Annotated in this window: 20 protein-coding genes and 1 pseudogene; 7 read left to right on the forward strand and 14 right to left on the reverse strand. The window is 71.0% G+C overall.

What is annotated here, in order from left to right:
- Positions 1 to 3: 3 nt before the first annotated feature.
- Positions 4 to 1,758 (reverse strand): serine/threonine-protein kinase, encoded by a 1,755-nt coding sequence (locus tag SSOG_RS19545; protein ID WP_009715973.1) that lies wholly within the window; start codon positions 1,756 to 1,758, stop codon positions 4 to 6.
- Between the two features lie 67 nt (positions 1,759 to 1,825).
- Positions 1,826 to 2,695 carry a menaquinone biosynthetic enzyme MqnA/MqnD family protein gene (locus SSOG_RS19550; protein ID WP_078510611.1) on the reverse strand — a complete coding sequence of 290 codons (870 nt, stop codon included), beginning with the start codon at positions 2,693 to 2,695 and terminating at the stop codon, positions 1,826 to 1,828.
- A gap of 371 nt (positions 2,696 to 3,066) precedes the next feature.
- On the opposite strand from SSOG_RS19550, the gene SSOG_RS19555 reads away from it, so the two are divergent.
- The 5 genes from SSOG_RS19555 to SSOG_RS19575 all read left to right on the forward strand — a co-directional run bounded on the left by SSOG_RS19555 (position 3,067) and on the right by SSOG_RS19575 (position 7,124).
- Positions 3,067 to 3,270: a cold-shock protein gene (locus SSOG_RS19555; protein WP_009715975.1), complete on the forward strand. Its 204-nt coding sequence runs from the start codon at positions 3,067 to 3,069 to the stop codon at positions 3,268 to 3,270.
- A gap of 187 nt (positions 3,271 to 3,457) precedes the next feature.
- The gene (locus SSOG_RS19560; RefSeq protein ID WP_039938098.1) at positions 3,458 to 4,570 is read left to right on the forward strand and encodes an AraC family transcriptional regulator; all 1,113 of its coding nucleotides are present in this window, start codon (positions 3,458 to 3,460) and stop codon (positions 4,568 to 4,570) included.
- Between the two features lie 108 nt (positions 4,571 to 4,678).
- On the forward strand, positions 4,679 to 5,857 hold the full coding sequence (locus SSOG_RS19565; RefSeq protein WP_039938100.1) for a lipase family protein: 1,179 nt from the start codon (positions 4,679 to 4,681) through the stop codon (positions 5,855 to 5,857).
- A gap of 170 nt (positions 5,858 to 6,027) precedes the next feature.
- Positions 6,028 to 6,528: a matrixin family metalloprotease gene (locus SSOG_RS19570; RefSeq protein ID WP_234365497.1), complete on the forward strand. Its 501-nt coding sequence runs from the start codon at positions 6,028 to 6,030 to the stop codon at positions 6,526 to 6,528.
- Complete coding sequence (locus SSOG_RS19575; RefSeq protein WP_208867362.1) at positions 6,525 to 7,124, forward strand: hypothetical protein; 600 nt, start codon at positions 6,525 to 6,527, stop codon at positions 7,122 to 7,124. Before SSOG_RS19570 ends, SSOG_RS19575 begins: the two co-directional genes overlap by 4 nt.
- 15 nt (positions 7,125 to 7,139) lie before the next feature.
- Here SSOG_RS19575 and SSOG_RS19580 read toward each other — a convergent pair.
- Positions 7,140 to 7,746 (reverse strand): annotated as a pseudogene (locus SSOG_RS19580) (TetR/AcrR family transcriptional regulator).
- Between the two features lie 255 nt (positions 7,747 to 8,001).
- On the opposite strand from SSOG_RS19580, the gene SSOG_RS19585 reads away from it, so the two are divergent.
- A complete protein-coding gene (locus SSOG_RS19585; RefSeq protein WP_009715981.1) occupies positions 8,002 to 9,003 on the forward strand; it encodes an alpha/beta hydrolase in 1,002 nt (333 codons plus the stop codon).
- Here the strand turns inward: SSOG_RS19585 and SSOG_RS19590 are convergent.
- The 10 genes from SSOG_RS19590 to SSOG_RS19635 all read right to left on the reverse strand — a co-directional run bounded on the left by SSOG_RS19590 (position 8,968) and on the right by SSOG_RS19635 (position 16,769).
- Positions 8,968 to 9,966: an ATP-binding protein gene (locus tag SSOG_RS19590; RefSeq protein ID WP_009715982.1), complete on the reverse strand. Its 999-nt coding sequence runs from the start codon at positions 9,964 to 9,966 to the stop codon at positions 8,968 to 8,970. The two genes, SSOG_RS19585 and SSOG_RS19590, sit on opposite strands and share 36 nt — an antisense overlap.
- A 24-nt stretch (positions 9,967 to 9,990) precedes the next feature.
- Positions 9,991 to 10,458, reverse strand: coding sequence for a hypothetical protein (locus SSOG_RS19595; RefSeq protein ID WP_009715983.1), 468 nt, complete (start codon positions 10,456 to 10,458; stop codon positions 9,991 to 9,993).
- Positions 10,455 to 10,907, reverse strand: coding sequence for a hypothetical protein (locus SSOG_RS19600; RefSeq protein WP_009715984.1), 453 nt, complete (start codon positions 10,905 to 10,907; stop codon positions 10,455 to 10,457). Before SSOG_RS19600 ends, SSOG_RS19595 begins: the two co-directional genes overlap by 4 nt.
- A complete protein-coding gene (locus tag SSOG_RS19605; RefSeq protein ID WP_154685956.1) occupies positions 10,907 to 11,488 on the reverse strand; it encodes a hypothetical protein in 582 nt (193 codons plus the stop codon). Before SSOG_RS19605 ends, SSOG_RS19600 begins: the two co-directional genes overlap by 1 nt.
- Positions 11,489 to 11,691: 203 nt before the next feature.
- On the reverse strand, positions 11,692 to 13,023 hold the full coding sequence (locus SSOG_RS19610) for a dicarboxylate/amino acid:cation symporter (protein ID WP_425385422.1): 1,332 nt from the start codon (positions 13,021 to 13,023) through the stop codon (positions 11,692 to 11,694).
- Between the two features lie 360 nt (positions 13,024 to 13,383).
- On the reverse strand, positions 13,384 to 13,788 hold the full coding sequence (locus tag SSOG_RS19615; RefSeq protein WP_425385423.1) for a DUF4229 domain-containing protein: 405 nt from the start codon (positions 13,786 to 13,788) through the stop codon (positions 13,384 to 13,386).
- A 13-nt stretch (positions 13,789 to 13,801) separates the two neighbouring features.
- Positions 13,802 to 14,326 (reverse strand): GNAT family N-acetyltransferase, encoded by a 525-nt coding sequence (locus tag SSOG_RS19620; RefSeq protein WP_009715988.1) that lies wholly within the window; start codon positions 14,324 to 14,326, stop codon positions 13,802 to 13,804.
- A 43-nt stretch (positions 14,327 to 14,369) separates the two neighbouring features.
- Positions 14,370 to 15,020, reverse strand: a complete 651-nt coding sequence (locus tag SSOG_RS19625; protein WP_009715989.1) for a UdgX family uracil-DNA binding protein — start codon at positions 15,018 to 15,020, stop codon at positions 14,370 to 14,372.
- A 42-nt stretch (positions 15,021 to 15,062) separates the two neighbouring features.
- Complete coding sequence (gene mqnE / locus SSOG_RS19630) at positions 15,063 to 16,244, reverse strand: aminofutalosine synthase MqnE (RefSeq protein ID WP_009715990.1); 1,182 nt, start codon at positions 16,242 to 16,244, stop codon at positions 15,063 to 15,065.
- A gap of 63 nt (positions 16,245 to 16,307) precedes the next feature.
- Positions 16,308 to 16,769: an Lrp/AsnC family transcriptional regulator gene (locus tag SSOG_RS19635; RefSeq protein ID WP_039938108.1), complete on the reverse strand. Its 462-nt coding sequence runs from the start codon at positions 16,767 to 16,769 to the stop codon at positions 16,308 to 16,310.
- A gap of 113 nt (positions 16,770 to 16,882) precedes the next feature.
- Between SSOG_RS19635 and SSOG_RS19640 the strand changes: the two genes are divergently transcribed.
- Complete coding sequence (locus tag SSOG_RS19640; RefSeq protein ID WP_009715992.1) at positions 16,883 to 17,062, forward strand: hypothetical protein; 180 nt, start codon at positions 16,883 to 16,885, stop codon at positions 17,060 to 17,062.
- A gap of 23 nt (positions 17,063 to 17,085) precedes the next feature.
- Here SSOG_RS19640 and SSOG_RS19645 read toward each other — a convergent pair whose 3' ends face one another.
- Entirely contained in the window at positions 17,086 to 17,760 is a 675-nt protein-coding gene (locus SSOG_RS19645) for a UbiX family flavin prenyltransferase (protein ID WP_009715993.1), read from the reverse strand.
- Positions 17,761 to 17,780: the final 20 nt, after the last annotated feature.

Genomic DNA, 17,780 nt, shown 5'->3' on the forward strand with positions numbered 1-17,780 from the left:
ACCTCAGCGCAAGCGGCGCAGGGTGCCGGTCGGGTCGCCCGCCTGCCGGTCCTTCGCCCGGTACTTCAGGGTGCCGTCGGAGCCGAGGGTGTACTGCTCGTCCGTCGAGCTGTCGCTGCACCCCGTCCGGGGTCCGTCCCCCCGGAAGCGGGCGTCGAGGTGCAGTTCCTTCTGCGTCGCGGAAATCAGCTTCCAGGTGAAGTCGCAGCGCACCACGGACAGCTTCACCCGGCCCGACGCGACCTGCTGGCCGGTGGAGCCGCGCTGGAAGGTGATGGTCATGGTGCCGACGGGGATGCCGTTCTGGGAGGTGAGGTCGCCCTGCCAGGTGCCGAGGAACCCCTTGGGCACATCCGATCCGCCGGACGAGTCCGACGCCCCCGGGCTGGCCGGGCGGGTATGGGACGTGCCGCCGTCGGCCGACGTGTCGCCGCCCGGGTCCCCGGACATGTTCTGGACGAGGAACACCGCGGTCGTGGCGATCGCGAGCGCGCCCGCGACGGACAGCACCAGGGAGCAACTCAGCGCCTTGGGCCGCTTCTTGCCGCCGAGGGCGGCGGAGAGCGCGAAGCCCCGGCCGCCCTGCTGCCCGGCGGCGTCGCCGCCGCCGCTCGACGGCCGGCTGGGGGGCGGGGTCGCGGGGTCGCCCGGCCCGTGGCCCGGCTGGTTTCCGTACGACGGCTGGTTCGCGTACGCCGGGGGCGGGCCGAACGCACCCAGCATGGGGGCCGACGCGGGCGATGCGACGGGAACGGGGGTGCCGGACGCGGGTGTTCCGGAGGCAGGCACGGGCGTGCCGGACGCGGGTGTCCCCGACGCGGGCGTTTCCGTCGCGGCGGGCGGTGGCGCGACCGCCTCCGCCTCCAGGTCGAGCAGTTCGACCGCCTGCCGGCTCACCCGCTCGACCAGCGCGCCCGGCAGCCAGCCGGACCGTACGAGCCCCGAGGCGCCGTCGGCGGGGGCCAGGCGGCGCGCGATCTGCTCGGGGGTGGGGCGGTCCGCCGGGTTCTTGGCCAGGCACTCGGCGACCACGTCGCGCAGCTCACCGGTCAGCTCCGGCCCGAGCTGCGGCTCCTCGTGGACCACCTTGTAGAGCAGCGAGGCCGAACTGTCGCCGGGGAAGGGCTGCTCGCCGGTGGCCGCGTACGTCAGCACGGCGCCCAGCGAGAAGATGTCGGCCGGACCGGTCACCGGCTGGCCGAGGATCTGCTCGGGCGCCATATAGCCGGGCGAGCCGATGGAGGCGCCGGTGGAGGTGAGGGAGACGGTGCCCTCGGTGGCCCGGGCGATACCGAAGTCGATCAGCCGTGGGCCGTCGAGGGCGAGCAGCACGTTGGACGGTTTGACGTCGCGGTGGACCAGGCCCAGCCCATGGACGGCGTCCAGCGCCTCCGCCAGCCCGGCGGCCAGGGTCCGTACCGAGGACTCGGGCAGCGGACCCTCTTCGTTGATGGCCTGGCTGAGCGAGGGGCCCGCCACATACCCGGTCGCCACCCACGGAACGCGCGCCTCCGGGTCGGCGTCGAGGACCGGCGCGGTCCAGGAACCACCGACCCGGCGCGCGGCGTCGACCTCGCGCCGGAAGCGCGCGCGGAACTCTTCGTCGAGCGCGAACTGCGCGTGCACCACCTTCACCGCAACCGTGCGCCCGCCCGCGCTACGACCCAGGTACACCACGCCCATGCCGCCGGAGCCGAGCCGACCGAGCAGCCGGTACGCCCCGATGACCTGCGGGTCCTCCGCTCCCAGCGGCTGCATGTGCCTCCCCCTCGACTGCGCCGGACCAGCTTAGGCGGGCATGACAGCAACGGCACAGCCCGGTCGGCTAACCCTTCGGGGCGGTGTCCAGCAGATCCACCCGGACGTCCGCCGGGAAGCCGGTCGTCGGGCCGGTCCGGCGGGCGAACTCGGCGATGCCTTCCAGCTGATTCGCGCCCAGGGAGAAGTCGAGGGTGGTGAAGTAGCGCTCCAGCACCGACGGCTCCAGGTCCTCCCAGCGCGCGGCGTGCTCGGCGACCTTGCCCGCCTCTTCCAGGGAGAGGTTCCGGGACTCCAGGAACGCCCGGTGCACCTCGCGCACGATCTCCGGCTCGCGCTCCAGGTACTCGCGGCGGGCGGCCCAGACCGCGAAGACGAAGGGGAGGCCGGTCCACTCCTTCCACATCTGCCCCAGGTCATGGACCTGGAGGCCCAGCTTCGGGGCGTGGTGGAGGTTGGCCCGCAGCGCGGCGTCGCCGATCAGCACCCCCGCGTCGGCCTCCTGCATCATCAGGCTGAGGTCGGGCGGGCAGGTGTAGTAGTCGGGCTCGATCCCGTACCGCTCGGCGAGCAGCAGCTGGGCCAGGCGTACGGAGGTCCGCGAGGCCGAACCGAGCGCGACGCGCTCCTTGTCCAGCTGCTCCAGCGGCACCTTCGAGACGATCACGCACGACATGACGGGCCCGTCGCAGCCCACCGCGATGTCGGGCAGCGCCACCAGGTCATCGGCGTTGCGCAGGTACTCGACGAGGCTGATCGGGCCGATGTCGAGGCGGCCCTCGACGAGCAGGTCGTTGAGCGTGTCGGGGGACGCCTTGGTCAGCTCGAAGTCGAGCAGCGAGCCGGTCCTGGCGAGACCCCAATACAGCGGCATGCAATTGAGGTACTGGATGTGGCCGACCCTCGGCCTGTCGCGGCGGCCCAGCGAGCCGGGGATGACGCTTTCGGCGGCGTCCGGTGTACTCCGCGAGGGGGAACTCGGTGAATTGTCCACAACCGGAGGCTAGCGCCGCTCTTCCCGCGAACCAGCGGCGGGGGGGACCCGGATGGCCCCGATATCTCGCGGCATCTCGCGGCGCCGAGGGCTCGACCTGCGATCCTGTCCCGCCCAAGAGATCCGGAAACCCTCGTATTCGTGATCTTCGACTCTTTCCCCTTGGACACAGAGCGTGCTAGGCTCGCCGCAAGTTGCAGTTTGGTTTCCCTTGCAGTACAGAGCCTGCGGAGCATGTAACCGCGGGCTTTTGTAGTTTTCAGACTTCTTGCAGGTTCTGGAGCAGGGCAACCCTTTGGCCCAAGGAGGGCTTTATGGCTACCGGAACCGTCAAGTGGTTCAACGCCGAGAAGGGCTTCGGCTTCATCGCCCAGGACGGCGGCGGCCCCGATGTCTTCGTTCACTACTCCGCGATCAACGCGTCTGGCTTCCGCTCCCTGGAGGAGAACCAGGCCGTGACCTTCGACGTCACCCAGGGCCCGAAGGGCCCGCAGGCTGAGAACGTCAGCGCGGTCTGAGTTAGCAGTACCCAAGGAGCCCTGCTCCCCCGCATCGGCGGGGTGGCGGGGCTCCTGCCTTTTCTGGCCTTTTCCATTCACGGATCGTTCATTTTCTTTCGAAAGCGAAACCCCGAACTTCACGCTCCGTAAGGTGACAGCGACACACCGTCGACATCGCCCATTCGGTCGGGTTAACGTTTCAACCATGGGGCGGACCAAGGGTCGGGGGCGGCGAACGGTCACGGTGCACCACGTACGGGCCGCGGTGCACGGCGCGCAGCGGCTCGGCGTCGACACCGCACCGCTGCTCCAGCGGGCCCGGATACCGCCTCTGCTGCTCGGCGACGACCGCGCGCGCTTCTCCCCCGAGCAGTTCGCCCGGCTGGTGCGCGCCCTGCACCGGGCCACCGGGGACGAGTTCCTGGGGCTCGGTTCCGCGCGCAGCCGCCCCGGCACGTTCGCCATGATGTGCTACGCCTCGCTCGGCTGCCCCGACCTCGGCACCGCCCTGGAGCGCGGCGCGCGCTTCTACCGGCTCTTCCCCGGCGGGCCGAACCTGGCACTGGAGCGCGGCGAGGGCCAGGAGGCGGTGTTCGGCCTCCGCGGGCAGTTACGCACCCGCCATGAGAGCCAGATCGTCGCCGAATGGCTGATGCTCATCTGGCACCGGCTCGCGGGCTGGCTGATCGGACGTCGGATCCCGCTGCTGTGGACCCAGTTCGCCCACCCCGCGCCCCCGCACGCCGCCGAATACGAGCAACTGTTCGACTGCACCCCGTACTTCGGCGGGGACCGTACGGCCGCCGGATTCGATCCCCGCTGGCTGTCCGCGCCCGTGATCCAGGACGAGGCGTCCCTCCAGGCGCTGCTGCGCCGCGCGCCCGACGGACTGCTCGGCCGCCCCGAGTACGGCACGACCGTCGCCCAGCAGGTGCGCCATGTGCTCGCCGGTGGGCTGCGGACGGGCGGGCCGCGGACCGGCGGCGGACCGACCGGCGGCGGGCCGACCGGGGGCGGGCCCGGCGTCCGCCGCGCCGGACGGCTGCCGGAGCTGCGGGAGGTCGCGGCCCGGCTCGCGGTCAGCCCGGCGACGCTGCGCCGTCGGCTGGACGAGGAGGACACCTCGTTCCAGCGGCTCAAGGACCAGGTGCGGCGGGACGCGGCGATCGGCAGCCTGCGCGAGACCGGCGAGCCGATCGAGGAGCTGGCGGTGCGGCTGGGCTTCTCCGAAGCCGCCGCGTTCCACCGGGCGTTCCGGCGCTGGACGGGGATGACACCGGGCGCGTACCGGCTGACGTACGGCCGCACGGCCGGGTGAAACGTAAGGCCAGCGAATCTGAGCGCTCCGGTCAGCAACAGCCCAACCACACGTCTCTACGGTCCCCCACACAGCACCGCAGCACCATCGCAGAAATCGGAGAGCGGTATGCGCACCCGCACCACCGTGCTCACCGCCCTCGCCGCCCTGACCCTGCCGGACGCGCTGTCCACCGCACCAGCGGCCCTGGCCACGACCGACACCACCCGGACCGCCACCACCCAGGGCAAGCCGGGTGACATCGTCACCAAGTCCCCGACCTCCTTCCGCACCGTGCCCGGCGCGCCGGTCACCACCCGCTCCTGGCACATCACCTACCGCTCGACCACCGCCCGGGGCACCGCGAACACCGTCTCCGGCACCGTCATCGTCCCCGACGACGGCAAGAACGGCCCCCGCCCGCTCGTCACCTGGGGCATGGGCGCCGTCGGTCTCGCCGACGGCTGTGCGGCCTCCGGCCGCTTCCCGCAGGGCACCAGCTCCGAGGGCCAGCTGATCGACCTCGCGCTGCGCCGCGGCTGGGCCGTCGCCGTCAGCGACTACGAGGGCCTGGGCACCCCCGGCGACCACACCTACACGGTCGGCCGGTCCGAGGGGCACGCCCTGCTGGACGCGGCGCGCGCCGCGCAGCGGCTCCCCGAGGCGGGCCTCTCACCGGACGGCCCGGTCGGGATCATGGGGTACTCGCAGGGCGGCCAGGCGGCGGGCTGGGCCGCCCAGCTGCGCGCCTCGTACGCGCCCGAGCTGCGGGTGAAGGGCACGGTCGCCGGGGGCGTCCCCGCCGATCTGCCCGCCACCCTCGAGTACAACGACGGCAGTGTGGGCGCCGGGCTCGCCCTGATGGCGCTCGCCGGGCAGGACGCCGCCTTCCCCGAACTGGCGCTCGACTCCTACCTCAACCAGAAGGGCAAGGACGACGTCGCCTTCATGCGGAACAACTGCGTCTCCATCAGCACCATCGCCGGGCTCTTCCAGAACCTGTCGGACGTGACCGTCAAGGATCCGCTGGCCTCGCCGCTCTGGCAGGTCGCGCTGCGCGCCTCCTATCTCGGCGACCGCGCCCCCGACCATCCCGTCTACCTCTACCAGGGCACGGTGGACGAACTGATTCCGTACCAGGTCGGCGCCGACCTGCGCACCCGGTGGTGCGAGAAGGGCGCGCAGGTGGAGTGGAAGAGCTACCCGACCGACCATGTGACGACCGCGATCACCGGGGTCCCGGCGGCCATGGCCTGGCTCGGCGGGCGGCTCGCCGACGAGCCGGCCGCCGGTAACTGCGGCACCTGAGCCCCGGTGCATGCATAACGGCCTCCGGTTCCCCCGGGAGGCCCTGTGCGCATGCGGCGTCCCGCTGCCCCTCGTACGTTGAAGCTCTCGGGCCTCACACGAACGAGGGGTTTGCGGACGTGGGTCGATGTAAAGGTGCCCGTTTCACCCGGCGGTGTATACGCGTCGCGGTGAGCGCGTGCCTGACCGCCGGGCTGTGCGCGGGGCTGCCCGCACCACCGGCCGTCGCCGCCGACTGCCCGAACGACCCGAACACGGCCGGATCGGTGGACGGTTCGGAGCTGACGTACACCCTGCACACCCGGTACACCGCGGAGTGGGCGCGGGCCCGGGAGGACTGGAACGCCCTGGGCAAGGTCGACATCAAGCCGCACACCGGTACGGCCTACGCGGACGTCGACGCGACCGATGTCGACCGAGCCGACATCGGCTGGTCGGGGCTGTGGGAATCGCATGAGCTGGGCTCCGACGACATCGTCCTCAACGCCCACTTCCTCGCCTCGTACTCGGCCGACGTGAAGCGCGGCGTCGTCACCCACGAACTGGGCCACGCCCTCCGGCTGGGCCACCGCTCCTCCCCCGGAGCCGTCATGTACTGCAACGACACCCGCACCGCCTTCGCCCCGACGGCCGCCGACATCTCCGCGTACCGGGCCGTGTGGGGCTCATGAGCCCCCGCACCGGGACGATCGCACTGGCCACGGCCCTGGTGGCGGCGGGCGGCTGCGCGGCGGCCTGGTTCGAGGTCCCCTACGGCAGTACGCACTACCACCCCACCTACGCGGTCCGGCTGGACACGCCCGGGCTCGCCGCGGGCTGGGCCGATGACGTCTTCATCGGCAAGGTCACCGCCCGCGAGGGGGTGCGGCGCACCGACGGCGACCGGCTGCTGTGGACGACGTACCGGGTCGAGGTCCAGTCCGCCCTCAAGGGGAAGGTGTCCGGGAGCGTACGAGTCGCCCAGGAGGGGGGCGACGATCCGCTGCGGCGGCAACGGATCGTGGTGGGCGAAGCCCCGGCGCTGCTGCCGGGGCGGACGTATCTGCTGGCCACCCGGGTGGCACCGGACGGCTGGCACACCGCACCGTCCAACTTCCTGCCGCTGGACCTGGCGCCGGACAAGGCGGGCTCGGACAGCGGAACGGACTCGTCCGCGGCCTGGCGGGAGGGCGTCAGCCATCCGGTGTCGCAGCGGGACGCACACCCCTCGGCGGTGTCCCGCGCGGCGGACCCGGCGGCGCTGTACGCGCGGGCGCGCCTCGACTGACCTGCGCCGGAGCGCCTAGCGGGCGGGCGACCAGCCCTGTCCGCGCAGCAGGCTCCCGAGCCCCGCCCAGGCGAAGTTCATGAGGGTGGCCGCCGCCTCCTGGGCCGAGGTGCCGTCCGGCTCCGCGCCGTCGCCCACCCAGTCCGCCAGCGACTCGGCCGCCCCGACCAGCGCGTGCGCGAGCCCGGACACCTCGGCGGCCGCCATCCGCCGCTCCGGCGACGGCGCGCCCTTCCGCGCCGCCGCCGCGATCAGCTGGGTCACGAACGCCACGATCTCCGCCCGCATCGCCGCCACTTCGTGTGCGTAAGGGTGTCCGTTGCGTGCGCGCCTGAACGTGCAGCAGCGCCCATCCGTCCGGGTGACGCGCGGTGTGCGCGAAGAAGCCGCTCAGCCCGCTCCACAGCTGGCGGTCCGGCGGCGCGCCCCGCTCGACCGCGCCCCGCACCGCGGCCACCAGCAACGCCGCCTCCCGCCGGAGGCACGCCGCGAAAAGCTCTTCCTTGGAGTTGAGGTACAGATAGACCAGTGGTTTGGACACCCCGGCCAGTTCGGCGATGTCGTCCATCGAGGCGTGCTGGTAGCCGCACCGCGCGAAGGCCCGCACCGCCGCGTCCAGCATCTGCTGCTCCCGCACCACCCGCGGTACGCGCTTGCTCCTCGTCGCCCCGCCCACGCGGACCGCCCCCTTACGACAGTGCCCCCGCACACTCTTTCGCCCACCAGCCTACGGCGGACCGGGACGAAGATCACGTGCTCGGCACCTCACTCTTGTCACGGCTCGCGGCTCCCTTCACAGTGTCAACAGCGCATGTGCAACGCCCCGTTCAGCTCCACCGTTCAGCTCCGCACGCACCGAGCGAAGGAGATACGGACGATGCCCTCCCGCCGCCGCGCCGCCGCAGCATTCGCCGCACTGGCCGCCGCGCCCCTGCTCCCCACCCCCGCCGAGGCCCGCTCCCGGCCCCGGCCCGCCGACCTCGCCCGCGGCACCGCCACCGACCGCGCGCGCATCACCGCCGCCGACCGCGTCAGCGAACGCGTCCTCGACCTGACGATCCAGTCCCCCGCCCTCGCCCGCGACGGCCACGCCCGCGTCCTGCTGCCCCGCGACTACGACCGCCGGCCGCACCACCGCTGGCCGGTCCTGTACCTCCTGCACGGCTGCTGCGACCCCGGCCCGGGCTGGCAGGCATGGACCCTCAACACCGACGTCGAGGGGCTGACCGCGTCCCTCCCCGCCCTGGTGGTGTCCCCGGAGGGCGGCCCGTCCGGCTTCTACTCGAACTGGTGGAACGGCGGCGCCTACGGCCCGCCCGCCTGGGAGACCTTCCACCTCGCCGAGCTGCGCCCGCTGGTGGAGCGCACACTGCGCGGCGACGGCCGCCGGGCGATCGCGGGCCTGTCGATGGGCGGCTTCGGCGCCCTGTCGTACGCGGCCCGCCACCCCCGGCTCTTCCGCGCGGCCGCGTCGTTCAGCGGCGTCGTCCACCCGCTGCGGAACCCGGGCGGCGTCCAGGGCATCGTGAGGCGGTACGGGGCCGACCCCACCGCCCTGTGGGGCGACCCCGAGGCCCAGTCCGCCCTCTGGGCGGCCCACGACCCGTACACCCAGCTCACCCGGCTCCCCCGCGGCTACCCGGTGTACGTCTCCTGCGGCGACGGCACCCCCGGGCCGCTGGACCCCGCGGGCAGCCCCGTCGACACCGGCGAACAGGGCCTCGGGCTGATGGCCCAGGACTATGTACGCCGCGCCCGGGCCCATGGGCTGGCCCTCACCGCCCGGCTCTACGGCCCCGGCACCCACACCTGGCCGTACTGGGAGCGCGAACTGGGCCGTGCGCTACCCCTGCTGACCGCCGCCCTCGCCCGTCGCTGAGCTGAGCGGGGGTACGTCCTCCCAGGCCACCAGGCGCGGCGAGGAGGGCGGGTTCCCCACCTCGCGCCGCGCCCGCGCCGTGGCGGCCAGTTCGTCGCGGAGATCGGCGAGTTCGACCACGCGCCGCTCTCCGCGCCGGGCCACGGCCGCCGCGGCGGCGGCCATGACGACATTGACGATGTCGCCACCGGCCATGCCCTCGGATTCGTCCGCCAGGACGTCGGCGGTGACCTCGGGGTGCAGTGGCAGTTCCTTCGGGAGGAGTTTCGTCCACAGCTCGCGCCGCGCGGCGAGGTCGGGGAGTTCCAGCCGGATATGGGCCAGGATTCGCCGGACGAACGCCACATCGTAGTTTTCCGGGAAGTTGGTCGTGAAGACGACGACCCCGTCGAAATGGTCCAGTTCGGTGAGCATCACCGAACGGGACACATTGACGCTGTGGTCGGCGCTCTGGGTGACCCGGCTCAGGCGGCGGCCGAGAATGGAATCCGCCTCGTCGAAGACGAGCACGGCATCGTGCCGACGGGCCTCGGCGAAACAGCGCACGATGTTCTTCGGCGTCTCCCCGACGTAACGGGATTCGATCTGGGCGTAGCTGACCCGGAGATACGGACGGCCGAGCCGGTGGGCGATGGCCTCCGCGCACGCGGACTTACCCGTACCGGGCGGGCCGTACAGGCTCACCACCGCACCGCCGCGGTGCGGGGAAATCGACGCCAGGTTCCATTCCTTGAACAGCACGTCCCGGTGTGCGACCACGTTCAGCGCGGTGTCGACGCGTCTGCGGACCACATCCGCGAGGACGAGATCGCCGAAGGTCCGGGCGGGCTGCTCCACCCGGAAGTCGACCGCCTCCGCCTCGGTCGTGTTCGTCGCCTCAGTCGCGGTGGCCGGTCCGGCCGCCCCGGCGCCGGATTCGGCGAACGTCCAGCGCCGCGGCACGGTGTTGCGTCCCTCGTCCATTCACTGCCCCCCGTATCAGTGGTGTCAGCTCGCCACGGACCAGTGCCGGCTGACCTCGTCGATTTCCTGACGGATGAACTCCGCGCGGACGCCGTCGGGAATGTCGTCCCAGCCGGTGACGGTCTCGGTCACCAGAGCGCTTTCGGGATTCCCGAATACGCAGCGGACGACGGTGTGCGCGTCCGACCGCCCGGTCGCGGGCCTGATGAACACCACCTCCACCTCCCGCACTTCCGATAGGAGCCGGGCGCGCAGCCCGGCGGCACCGGAGCCGAGAACGGCGGCCCGGATGTCATCGGGGCGCGTGTCCATACGCGCCGCCCAGTCCTCGGCCAGGGCATCCAGCACGACGGCGGTGAGACGGCCGCCCCCCGCGCGCCCGGCGGGCCGCGGCCATTGCCGCGACGCGACCAGGGCCGCCGCCACCACCACTACACCGACGCCCGTCCACCACCACAGCGACATGTGCCCGTTTCTTTCTCTGCGGCTCATTCTTCGAGTTCCTGGTCGCGCATCCTGGTCACGTCCATGCGATAACTGCCCCCGTCGCCGGCCACCAGCGACTTACGGTATTTCTCGGGAAGGTCGTCCCAGGCGACGTCCTCCTCGACCACGATCCGCTTGACCGGCGCGTCACCGCTCAGATGGTTCTTCATCAGCGCGGTCATGCGCCGGACATAGGTGTTCGGGGCCACCCCCTTCTCGAACTCGATGACCTGCTCGAGCAGATAGGACCGCAGCTGCTTCCAGGCCGCCTTCACATTTCTGCGGGCCGCCGTGGCGTACTTGTCCAGCGCGGTGAAGGCGAGCTTCACCGTTTCGGTCATCCAGGGAAGGTGCTCGGCCACCCAGGGGAAAAGCTGCTCCCGGGCCCAGACCATGATCCGATTCCACAGGGCCAGCCCGATCGCCATGATGATCAGGGGAATGAAGAAAGCCATCAGACCCTCCCCAGCGGAAGACTCAAGGTGACGCCCTCGTCGCCGTCCCGAATGATCCGCGCGCGCACGTCCTCGGGTATGTCGCCCCAGTCGATCTCCTGCTTGATGCGCTTGCGCCGCACCTTCTGCCGATCGGCTCCGTACAGCATCTCGATGATCCGCACCCCCGTCTCCCCGGGCCGGGCCCGGTATTCGACGGTCACCGCGACGATCTCCCTGCGGAGCGTGTCGATCACCGCCTGTTTCGCCCGCGGCAGTTCCGGCCGGATGGACGACCCATGCGGCTCACCGCACATCTCGACCAGGGCGCTGAATACGTCACCCGCCGACAGACCCAGAACGGGCTCGCACTCCTCGGCGAGGATCCCGTACACGACGATCGAGTCGGATTCCGGCGGTGCCTCCAGGGCCGCGATCACGACATCGATCATCTTCAGGATGTGGCGCAGCGCGATTTTGCCGACAACACCCCGCTCGGCCCCCGGTTTCGGCAGCACGGACTTGTCCGCCATCTCCCGGAGCGCCTTTTCGATCATGTCCCGCGCGGATCGCAGCGATTTCCCCGCTGTGGTGTCAGGCATGCGTGTTCCCCCCGTTACGACCGCATGTACACGAAGCACATATTAGCGCCGTAACACTCAATAACACATAGCATGAAAGGAATTGACAGCAATGCAGCACACTCTGATCACAAAAGTGCCCCCGGAGCCTCAATGAGGTCCCGGGGGCACAGACGTACCGGCGTACGGGGCGGCGTACCGGCGGCCGCGCCGATACGAAGCGGCTACACGGTGGCCAGTTGGCGCTCCGGGCCGGCGGGCTCGTCGCGGTCGTCCAGGGGCGAGGAGGTGGCGTGGGTGTAGGCGTCGTGGTCGAGGATCTTCTCGCGGGCCGAGACCACGACCGGCACCAGGGCCTGTCCGGCGACGTTCGTGGCCGTCCGCATCATGTCCAGGACCGGGTCGATGGCCATCAGCAGGCCGACGCCCTCCAGGGGGAGGCCGAGGGTGGAGAGGGTCAGGGTGAGCATGACCGTCGCGCCCGTGAGGCCCGCCGTGGCGGCGGAGCCGATGACCGAGACGAAGGCGATCAGCAGGTAGTCACCGATGCCCAGGTGCACACCGAAGATCTCGGCGATGAAGATCGCGGCGAGCGCCGGGTAGATGGAGGCGCAGCCGTCCATCTTGGTGGTCGAGCCGAAGGGCACAGCGAAGGACGCGTACTCCTTGGGCACGCCCAGGCGTTCGGTGACCTTCTGGGTGAGCGGCATCGTGCCGACCGAGGAGCGGGAGACGAAGGCGAGCTGGATCGCGGGCCAGGCGCCCTTGAAGAAGCTCAGCGGGTTGACCTTGGCGACGGTCGCCAGCAGCAGCGGGTAGACGCCGAACATCACCAGCGCGCAGCCGATGTAGACGTCGGCGGTGAAGGTCGCGTACTTGCTGATGAGGTTCCAGCCGTACTCGGCGATGGCGGAGCCGATGAGGCCCAGGCTGCCCAGCGGGGCGAGGCGGATGACCCACCACAGGGCCTTCTGGAGCAGCTCCAGCACCGACTGGCTCAGGTTGAGGATCGGCTGCGCCCGCTCGCCGAGCTGGAGGGCCGCGACGCCCGCGACGGCGGCCATGAAGACGATCTGGAGGACGTTGAGCTCGGTGAACGGCGTGATGACGTCCGTCGGCACGATGCCGGTGAGGAAGTCCAGCCAGGACCCGGCCTCCTCGGGCTTGGCGCCGTCCTTCGGGGTCAGGCCGGTGCCCCCGCCCGGGTTGGTGAGCAGGCCGATGGCCAGGCCGATGGCGACCGCGATGAGCGAGGTGGCCATGAACCACAGCAGCGTGCGGGTGGCCAGCCGGGCGGCGTTGCTGACGTTCCGCAGGTTCGTGATCGATATCAGGATCGCGAAGAAGACCAGCGGGGCGACGGCGAGCTTCAGCAGCTGGACGAAGATCGAGCCGATCTTGTCGAGCGTGGTGACCAGCCAGCCGACGTCACCGCTGCGGGCGACCCAGCCGAGCACCACGCCGAGGACGAGACCCAGCAGGATCTGCGCCCAGAACGGCACCTTGGGCAGGCGGAAGGACGACGTCCGGCCGGACGTCTCGGGGAGGGACGACAACGGACACACTCCGGGGGAGGTAAGAGGGCGAGAGAAAGCCAGGAGTCCGTACGGGATCTCCGGCCGCTGTACGACGAAGGGGTCAGCGGCGGTGACAGGCCGCGGACCGACAGCGGCAAAGATCGATGTGCAGGCGCGCCACGAGCGGAACGCTCGCTGCGATACGGGGCGCGGCTGCTGTCTTCATGACAAGTACATTAACACTGCCGCTTTGGGGAACCCAAAGAAAATCTTTGACCTTTCGGACCGGCCGCGGGGCATCCGGGGTGGCCGGAAACAGCTCAACGCCCTCCGGGCCAGCGGCTGCTGGCCCGGAGGGCGTTGGACAGGTGTGCGGGGTGTGAGGAGCCTTACACCGGGTTACGCACCGGCGCGCGAACCGTCCTGCACGGACGCGGCGGTCGCGTCGGACTCCGTGGTCGAGGCGTCCTCCTGGCTCTGGCTCGCCGCCAGCCGCTCCTTGGCCCGGTCCACGCGCTCGGCGACCTGCACCGCCATCGCCTCGCGCTGCTTGCGCAGCAGGACGAAGCTGAGCGGGGCGGAGACGATCAGCGCGAGCAGGACGACCCAGAACAGGTTGGAGGCGCCGAGGCCCGAGGGGACCACGCGGAAGTAGACCAACGCCCACATGATCAGAAAGCAACCGGCGAAGATCCCCAGGCGCATACCGGTGTAGCGGAACGTGGCGCTCGGCTTGAGTGACACGACGGGGTCCCCTTTCTCCGGGAAGTCCTCCTGGAAGTTTCTGCCCTCCCAGTCAATCACGTCCGGTTTCTGATCAATTCAGCGGTAGCCACATGGTGATGTCGTCACGGAAGTCGTCGTCCGCGACCTTGATCGCCCCCGGCACCCGGCCGACCTCCTTGTAGCCGCAGGACGCGTAGAACCGGTCCACCCCGGTGCCGCCCCGGCAGGTGAGCCGTATCCCCTGGACGCCGTCCATCCCGCGGGCGGCGTCCTCCACGGCGGCCATCAGCTCGCGGCCGTATCCCTTGCCCTGGTGGGAGGGGTGGACCATGACGCTGTAGAGCCAGCACCAGTGCCGCATCAGCCGGTGGGTGTTGAGGGTGAAGAAGGCGGTCGCGGCCGCCGCGCCGGTCTCGTCCCGGCCGACGAGCAGCCGGGTGCGCCCCTCGGCCATCGCGGTGAGGTGCTTGATCAGCTCGGGACGTACGTCCTCCGTGGTCACCGGCGGTACGAAGCCGACGGCGCCGCCCGCGTTCGAGACGTCCACCCAGAGCGTGCGGATCGAGTCGAGCAGCCCAGGGGTGGTCTCGGGGTCGAGGTCGAACGTCAGCGGCATGCGGACGACGATATCCGAGCAGTCGCCCGAAGACGTCCCGGCCTCAGCGCAGGGTCTCCGCGACGACCCTCAGGTCCGACACCAGGCCCCGGTAGACCGCCTCGCGGTCGTCGGCCCGCAGCACGGCGGACGGGTGGATCGTGGCGAGCATCTCGTGGCCGTCCAGCGCGGGGCACGGCAGCAGCATCCCGCGCTGCTTCGTCACCCGGAACGACGGCCCCAGCAGCGCCTTCCCTGCGGTCGCGCCGAGCGCCACGATCACCTCGGGGTCGATCACGTGCACCTCGGCGGCCAGCCAGGGGCGGCAGGCGGTCATCTCGCGCAGGCTGGGCGGCTTGTGGATGCGCCGCTTGCCGCGCTCGGGGACGACCGTGAACTTGAAGTGCTTGACGGCATTGGTGATGTACGTCTCGTCCGGGTCCACCCCGGCCTCGTCCAGCGCCCGGGTCAGCACCTTGCCCGCAGGCCCGACGAACGGCCTGCCCTGCCGGTCCTCCTGGTCGCCGGGCTGCTCGCCAACGAGGACGACACGGGCGTCCGGGGCGCCCGCGCCGAACACGGTCTGGCTGGCCTCACGGTGCAGCGGACAGCCGCGGCATCCGGCGGCCGCCTCCCGGAGCGCGTCCAGCCCGGCGCCGCCGGGCACGAAGGGCTCGGCGGTGTAGGCGTCCTCGGGTGCCGTACCGGGGCTCATGCGCCCCGGGTACCCGCCGCGCCGCCCCTCAGACGGTGGGCCTCACACCCGCATCGGCTGCGGCGACTCGCGCCGGGCCGGGTCCGGGCCCTCGTACTCGCGGATGGTCTCGTACCGGGTGTTGCGCTCCACCGGGCGGAAGCCCGCGTCCCGGATCAGGTCGAGCAGATCGTCGCGGGTCAGCTTGTTCGGCGTGCCGTAGTTGTCCGCGTCGTGCGTGATCTTGTACTCGACGACCGAGCCGTCCATGTCGTCCGCGCCGTGGTTGAGGGCGAGCTGCGCGGTCTGCACCCCGTGCATCACCCAGAAGACCTTGACGTGCGGGACGTTGTCGAACAGCAGCCGGGAGACCGCGAAGGTCTTCAGCGCCTCCGCACCGGTCGCCATGGAGGTGCGCGCCTGGAGCCGGTTGCGGATCTTGCCGTCCTGCATGTCCACGAAGTCGTGCTGGTAGCGCAGCGGGATGAAGACCTGGAAACCGCCGGTCTCGTCCTGGAGCTCACGCAGCCGCAGCACGTGGTCCACCCGGTGCCGGGGCTCCTCGATGTGCCCGTACAGCATGGTGCACGGGGTCTTGAGGCCCTTCTCGTGCGCCAGCCGGTGGATGCGCGACCAGTCCTCCCAGTGGGTGTCGTGGTCGACGATGTGCTGCCGGACCTCCCAGTCGAAGATCTCCGCGCCGCCGCCGGTCAGCGACTCCAGACCGGCGTCGATCAGCTCGTCCAGGATCTCGGACGCGGACATTCCGGAGATCTTCTCGAAGTGGTGGATCTCGGTGGCGGTGAACGCCTTCAGCGACACCTCGGCGGGCAGCGCCTCCTTGAGCGCCTTCAGCGACCGCGGGTAGTAGCGCCAGGGCAGGGTGGGGTGCAGCCCGTTGACGATGTGCAGCTCGGTGAGCTTGTCGTTCTCCATCGCCTTGGCGAGGCGAACGGCCTCCTCGATGCGCATCGTGTACGCGTCCTTCTCCCCCGGCTTGCGCTGGAAGGAGCAGTAGGCGCAGGACGCGGTGCACACGTTCGTCATGTTGAGATGACGGTTGACGTTGAAGTGGACGACGTCGCCGTTCTTGCGGGTGCGCACCTCATGAGCGAGTCCGCCCAGCCAGGCCAGGTCGTCGGACTCGTACAGGGCGAGACCGTCCTCACGGGTGAGCCGCTCGCCCGCGAGCACCTTCTGCTCCAACTCCCGCTTGAAACCCACATCGTGTGTCGCTGCGCTCATGCGACGGCCGCCTCCCATGCGTCTGGCCCTACGTCGTCGTGCCGGTGTCGGCCTTCGCCGAGACTACGCCTCGGCGTCCTCGGGAAGTTCTCCGACCCGGTTCTCCCACTTCGTGGAGAGCACGATCGTGGAACGCGTCCGGGCGACGCCCTTGGTCAGGGACAGTCTGCGGACGGTGCGCTCCAGACCGTCCACGTTCGAGGCGCGCACCTTGAGCATGTACGAGTCGTCGCCCGCGATGAACCAGCAGTCCTCGATCTCGGCGAGGTCGCGCAGCCGCTGCGCCACGTCCTCGTGGTCGGCGGCGTCGGAGAGCTGGAGGCCGATGAGGGCGGTGACTCCGAGGCCGAGGGAGGCCGCGTCCACGGTCGCGCGATAGCCGGTGATCACCCCGGCCGCCTCCAGGCGGTTGATCCGGTCCGTGACGCTGGGGCCGGAGAGGCCGACGAGCCTGCCCAGCTCCGCGTACGAGGCCCTGCCGTTCTCCCGCAGGGCCTGGATGAGCTGCCTGTCCACCGCGTCCATATGCCGTGCGCCTTCCATTATTCAGGGTTAGAGCGTCATTACATGTAGAATCTAAGGCATCAGGACCACAAGTCCTGTAAATCCTCTAGGCATTCGGCCTGTTACCTCAGGAGATGACAGTCACCGTGTACACGATCGAAGGTCTTGAAGCCCGCATGCTGGAGCTGCGGGAACTGGCCGGCCGCTCGCGTGCCGTGGTCCGCACCCCCGACCGTCCCGTGTCCCGCACGGCCCGCCGCGCGGCCGTCGTCGCGGCCCGTGCCGCCCGCGCCAGGAAGCGCTGGACGCGCTAGACACCCCGGCCCCGGGACATCCGCTAGCCGGTCTCCGGTCCCCGGTCTCCACCGAGCTCCCCCTCCCACCGGCGGTACAGCTTGTGCGGCACCCCCGCCGCGTCCAGCACCCGCCCCGCGACGAAGTCCACCAGATCCTGGATGTGCGTCGCCCCCGCGTAGAACGCCGGCGAGGCAGGCAGCACCACGGCGCCCGCCTCGTCCAGCGTCACCAGGTGCCGCAGGGTCTGGCCGTTCAGCGGGGTCTCCCGGACCGCCACCACGAGCGGGCGCCGCTCCTTCAGCGTCACGCTCGCGGCCCGCTGGAGCAGATCCTTCGAAAGCCCCAGCGCGACCCCGGCCACACACGCGGTGCTCGCGGGGACGATCAGCATCCCCTTGACCTCGTAGCTGCCCGAGGACGGCCCGGCGGCCAGGTCCCCGGCCGCCCAGTGGGTCACGTCCGCCGAGTCCACCGGCACGTCGAAGGCGTCGGGCGTGCCGTCCGCGCCGCGCGCCAGCCAGCGGCGCAGATCCTCCCGCCAGTGCGCGTCCCGGAATCCGATCCCCGTCTCGTCCAGCAGCGTCAGCCGCGAGGCGCGGCTGATCACCAGATCGACCGCCTCCCCCGCGTGCAGCAGCGCGCGTAGCACCGACGCGGCGTACGGCGTCCCGGACGCGCCGGACACGCCGACCACCCAGGGCCGGCGTCTGCTCACTTCTTCGTGCGGCCTGTTCG

The organism is Streptomyces himastatinicus ATCC 53653 (genome assembly GCF_000158915.1).
Taxonomy (GTDB): domain Bacteria; phylum Actinomycetota; class Actinomycetes; order Streptomycetales; family Streptomycetaceae; genus Streptomyces; species Streptomyces himastatinicus.